The organism is Nostoc cf. edaphicum LEGE 07299, from assembly GCF_015207245.1.
Lineage (GTDB): Bacteria > Cyanobacteriota > Cyanobacteriia > Cyanobacteriales > Nostocaceae > Nostoc > Nostoc edaphicum_B.
Window position 1 is genome coordinate 1 of the sequence record NZ_JADEXF010000404.1, and the last position, 4,714, is coordinate 4,714.

Below are 4,714 nucleotides of genomic sequence, written 5' to 3' on the forward strand. Positions count from 1 at the left end.
CAGGTAGAAGTAATCGCCTCCAAAATAGCGATCGCATTTTCACCTTCTCCCCGTTCGCTAAAATCTACCGCAGTTTGCACTACACTCAGCAAATCTTCGCCAATCGGGTCTTCTTCGTATCCCTCCTCAAAGTAGCGCACGGTATCCTTGAGAATCTGCCGTACTTGCCGCCGAAAGGGAGCCGGATCAAGAGTATTGCGGCGCACGGATTTTATGGTTGTTTGGTTGTCAGCAGGATTCGTCATCCAACTTACATGACGGTCAATCGCCTCAATTAGGGGGGGGTATTCTGCTACCAACTCTTGCAGCAGCCTTTGAATTTCGATATAATTCAGGCGATTTAGTAGTTCTTCAAGGGTGGGGCGTTGCTCAATATTTTCTGGGTTACGCGCACAAACGAGCATCGTCGCTACAATGTGTTTGCACCACCCTTCATAGTCGTAGGCACAGGTGCATTTTACTGAGGTTAACCCACTGCTATCGAAATTCAGGCTGACATGATAAGGTCTAGTTTCGGTGCCTACAACATCTGCCTGAAGCAGATGACCACGTTGGATAACGGCATTAACAGCACCAGCATTATAATATGCCTCGCCCCGCTGGAAAGATTTGGCGTTGGCATGACGGCGGATAGTAAATTCACTAATTTGGGGAATAGACATCGAGCGATCGCCTGCGTAAATCTTCTGGATCAATCCTAAACCCAGCTTAGTGTTACGCTAACGCGCTGTAAAGAAAAAGGTGTGGATACTCTAAATGAGACTGCAATTGCTATTTATTAACTAGCTCAGAACTGAAATCAGCTTCATTACCCTGCAAATACTCACTTAATTTATTGTCGCTTTTCTGGGAAAACCAACCCATATAATGAAAATATCCATATTTTCGCCAGAAGTGAGTGAATCATAATTTGAGTTAGCAATACCCGAACCTGAAATCAGTGAACAGTCAAGAGTAAACAGTCAGGGTAATGTAAGGTAAGGGATTTAGAGTTCAGCGATAAAACTGATAACTGATAACTGTTAAAAGGGTTGCGCTGATTGTCGGTCAAGTTGAGAATAAATAGGCGAAGCACACGGGGAAACTAACGTGAGTCAAGGATATGATTACGATTTAGTAATTATCGGCGCTGGTGTAGGCGGACATGGCGCAGCCTTACACGCCGTAAGTTGTGGTTTGAAAACAGCAATAATTGAAGCTGCTGATATGGGAGGAACCTGTGTTAATCGGGGCTGTATTCCTTCTAAAGCGCTGCTGGCAGCATCTGGACGCGTGCGGGAGTTACGCAATGCCCACCACCTCAAGTCATTGGGAATTCAAATTGGTAGTGTGGAATTTGATCGCCAAGCGATCGCTAATCATGCTAACGATCTCGTCTCGAAAATTCAAGGCGACTTAACCAACAGCCTCAAACGTCTAAAAGTCGATATCATCAGAGGTTGGGGAAAAATCGCTGGGGCGCAAAAAGTCTCGATCATCGGAGACGGTGGTGAAAAAACCATCACAGCCAAAGACATTATCCTTTCGCCCGGTTCAATTCCTTTTGTGCCTCCAGGGATTGAAGTAGACGGCAAAACTGTCTTTACCAGCGATCAAGGTGTCAAATTAGAGTCGTTACCAGACTGGGTAGCGATTATTGGTAGTGGTTATATCGGCTTAGAATTTTCTGATATTTACTCAGCTTTGGGTTCTGAAATCACCATGATTGAAGCCCTAGATCAGTTAATGCCAGGATTTGACCGCGATATTGCCAAACTTGCCGAACGGGTGCTAATTACTCCCCGCGATATTGAAACGAAAGTTGGGATATACGCCAAAAAAGTCATTCCCGGTTCACCTGTGGTGATTGAGTTAGCAGATTTCAAAACCAAAGAAGATATAGATGTCATCGAAGTAGATGCTTGCTTGGTGGCTACGGGACGCATCCCAGCGACCAAAAATCTTGGTTTAGAGTCAGTGGGTGTAGAACTCGATCGGCGGAATTTTATTCCAGTAGACGATCGCATGGCAGTACTCTCAGCAGGTGAAGTCGTACCGCATTTGTGGGCAATTGGCGACGCTAATGGGAAGATGATGTTAGCCCATGCGGCTTCTGCTCAAGGCATCATCGCGGTAGAAAATATAGTTGGGAGGGAAAAAATAGTAGACTATCGCAGCATCCCCGCAGCGGCGTTTACCCATCCAGAGGTCAGCTATGTAGGCTTAACTGAAACAGCAGCTAAGGAGTTAGGACAAACCGAAGGGTTTGAAATTGCCACAAGTAAAAGTTACTTCAAAGGAAATTCCAAAGCGTTGGCAGAAAATGAAGCCGACGGTATTGCCAAGGTGATATATCGCAAAGACACCGGAGAAGTCTTAGGAGTCCATATTTTCGGACTGCACGCCTCAGACTTAATTCATGAAGCGTCAGCTGCGATCGCCAACCGTCAATCTGTCCACAATCTTGCACATCTAGTTCACGCCCACCCAACACTTTCCGAAGTCCTAGACGAAGCTTATAAACGAGCCATTTAGTCATTTGTTCTTTGTCATTTGTCCTTTGTCAATAAACAAGGACAAATGACCAATGACCAATGACAAATGACCAATGACCAATGACCAATGACAAATGACTAATTATGCAAATCCGTCGCCGTTCACCTAACCCAGCTATTGATGTATCGATATTGCGTTATCAGGCTGTCGTACCTGATGCAGAACCAAACCACATCTTGGAAGAAATTGTCTGGCAGAAAGAAGTAGAATATGACCAAATGCGGGAAAAAGTTCCTTTGCAACAATTGCTGAAACAGGTAGTGACTGCGCCGCCAACCCGTGATTTTGTCGCCGCCTTGCGCCAAGGTAAGACTAAGCCAGCATTGATTGCCGAAGTTAAAAAAGCTTCACCTAGTAAAGGTGTTTTACGAAAAGATTTTGACCCAGTAGCGATCGCCCTGTCTTATCAGCAAGGTGGCGCTAGTTGTCTTTCTGTGCTGACAGATGTCAAGTTTTTTCAAGGTAGTTTTGAGAACTTAGCCAAGGTTCGGGCTGCCGTAGATTTGCCCGTACTATGCAAAGAGTTTGTTGTTTATGCTTATCAGATATACTTGGCGCGGGTTCAAGGTGCAGATGCTATTTTGTTGATTGCGGCTATTTTGAGCGATCAAGATTTGAAATACTTCCTTAAAATTGCTCACAACCTGAAAATGGCAGCCTTAGTTGAAGTCCATAGCTTGGCAGAACTTGACCGTGTGTTAGCTTTAGATGGGGTCTCCTTAGTAGGAATCAATAATCGCAATTTGGAAGATTTCTCTGTTGATCTGCAAACTACTTGCCAACTTTTGGCTGCAAGGGGTAGACAATTGCAAGAGAAAAATATCCTTGTTGTCAGCGAGTCAGGACTACACAACCCAGAAGATTTGAGTTTAGTGCTGACAGCAGGTGCATCTGCTGTACTCATTGGAGAATCTTTGGTAAAACAACCAGATCCCGGCGCTGCGATCGCCCGTATATTACTGAGGAATTTTTGAAAGAAACACCCCATCTGCCCTAAAAGACGTAGGGCAACTGCACATAATAGTTGAGCAATTGGGCATATTATGCGTATACACGCAGCATTTTGCTATCAAATATCATCAATATCTTTGCCAAATCTTCATTGCTAATCAAACCAAAGCCATAAGCAACTAGTTATTTATTATGTAACAATTTATTAATAAGAAATAAACTGTGACTAATACAAAATCCCAAATATGAAATCAAAAGTTAACTTCATGGAGCAAATTCCTCTACCTTCGCCTATTCACTACGAACTTATACTTCAACTCTTAGAAAGACAAACTATGCTAGCAGTAAATGATAACCCAGATTTACGGCATCAGGTGAATCAGCTAATTATTACTCTCCGTAAAGCTGCTGTACAGCAAAAGCGACTAGAAGAAATTTGCGAGTTTTCCTCTGTAACTATCGATCACCGTTGGTCAATCAACCATCATAACGATAGCAAAGTTGTTGCCCCCGATTGAAAAAAATTGTCATCTTTATAAGATTTTAGTTCTGAGAAAGTTCATCTTGATTTAGACAAAACTGTAGATTCAGTTAAAATAAAATCTTGATAGATTCTCTCTTGAAGTTGACGAAAGATGAAATACAACAGCATTGATGAACTCCTCAGAAATAATCAGGCTTGGGTTGCCGAAAAGCTAGCTCTAGATCCAACTTACTTTCAAGAATTATCTAATGGACAAACACCACCTTTTCTATACATTGGGTGTTCTGATAGTCGTCTGGCATTAACAAAGTTTACCCGTACTGAACCAGGAGAGTTATTTGTACATCGTAATATTGCCAATCAAGTTTCTCTAACGGATATAAACTTTTTAGCCGTTTTAGAATACGCAATTTTACACCTGAAAGTGGAACACATTATCGTTTGTGGTCACTACGATTGCGGAGGAATTAAGGCAGCTTTAGAAGGGAGAACTATCGGAATTCTTGATAACTGGGTAAATCCGATTCGGGAACTGTATTTAGAGAAACAAGAAGAAATTGACGCCTTGCCAACAAGAGAAGAACGTCTGAATCGCTTGGCGGAAATCAATGTTGTGGCGCAAGTGAAAAATCTTTACCAAACTTCCATCATGCGTCAAGTACTCCATGAGCGAAAAGCACCTATGGTTCACGGCTGGGTACTAGATATACGCACTGGGTTAATCAAAGATTTGAACGTCTCAAC

5 protein-coding genes are annotated in these 4,714 nt (G+C 43.0%); 4 read left to right on the top strand and 1 reads right to left on the bottom strand.

Annotated elements, in window-relative coordinates; all coding sequences use genetic code 11:
• The coding region (locus tag IQ229_RS13525; protein ID WP_194044463.1) for an SWIM zinc finger family protein at nt 1-695 on the bottom strand (695 nt) is incomplete at its 3' end.
• Nucleotides 696-1,089: 394 nt separating this feature from the next.
• Here IQ229_RS13525 and lpdA point away from each other — a divergent pair.
• From lpdA to IQ229_RS13545, 4 genes are all read left to right on the top strand, one after another.
• Nucleotides 1,090-2,514, top strand: coding sequence for a dihydrolipoyl dehydrogenase (gene lpdA, locus IQ229_RS13530; RefSeq protein WP_194044465.1), 1,425 nt, complete (start codon nt 1,090-1,092; stop codon nt 2,512-2,514).
• Nucleotides 2,515-2,618: 104 nt separating this feature from the next.
• On the top strand, nt 2,619-3,509 hold the full coding sequence (gene trpC / locus IQ229_RS13535; RefSeq protein WP_194044467.1) for an indole-3-glycerol phosphate synthase TrpC: 891 nt from the start codon (nt 2,619-2,621) through the stop codon (nt 3,507-3,509).
• Nucleotides 3,510-3,752: 243 nt separating this feature from the next.
• Nucleotides 3,753-4,004, top strand: coding sequence for a DUF5340 domain-containing protein (locus IQ229_RS13540; RefSeq protein WP_069072137.1), 252 nt, complete (start codon nt 3,753-3,755; stop codon nt 4,002-4,004).
• A gap of 117 nt (nt 4,005-4,121) precedes the next feature.
• Nucleotides 4,122-4,714: carbonic anhydrase (locus IQ229_RS13545; protein WP_194044469.1), on the top strand; the 593-nt coding region annotated here is incomplete at its 3' end.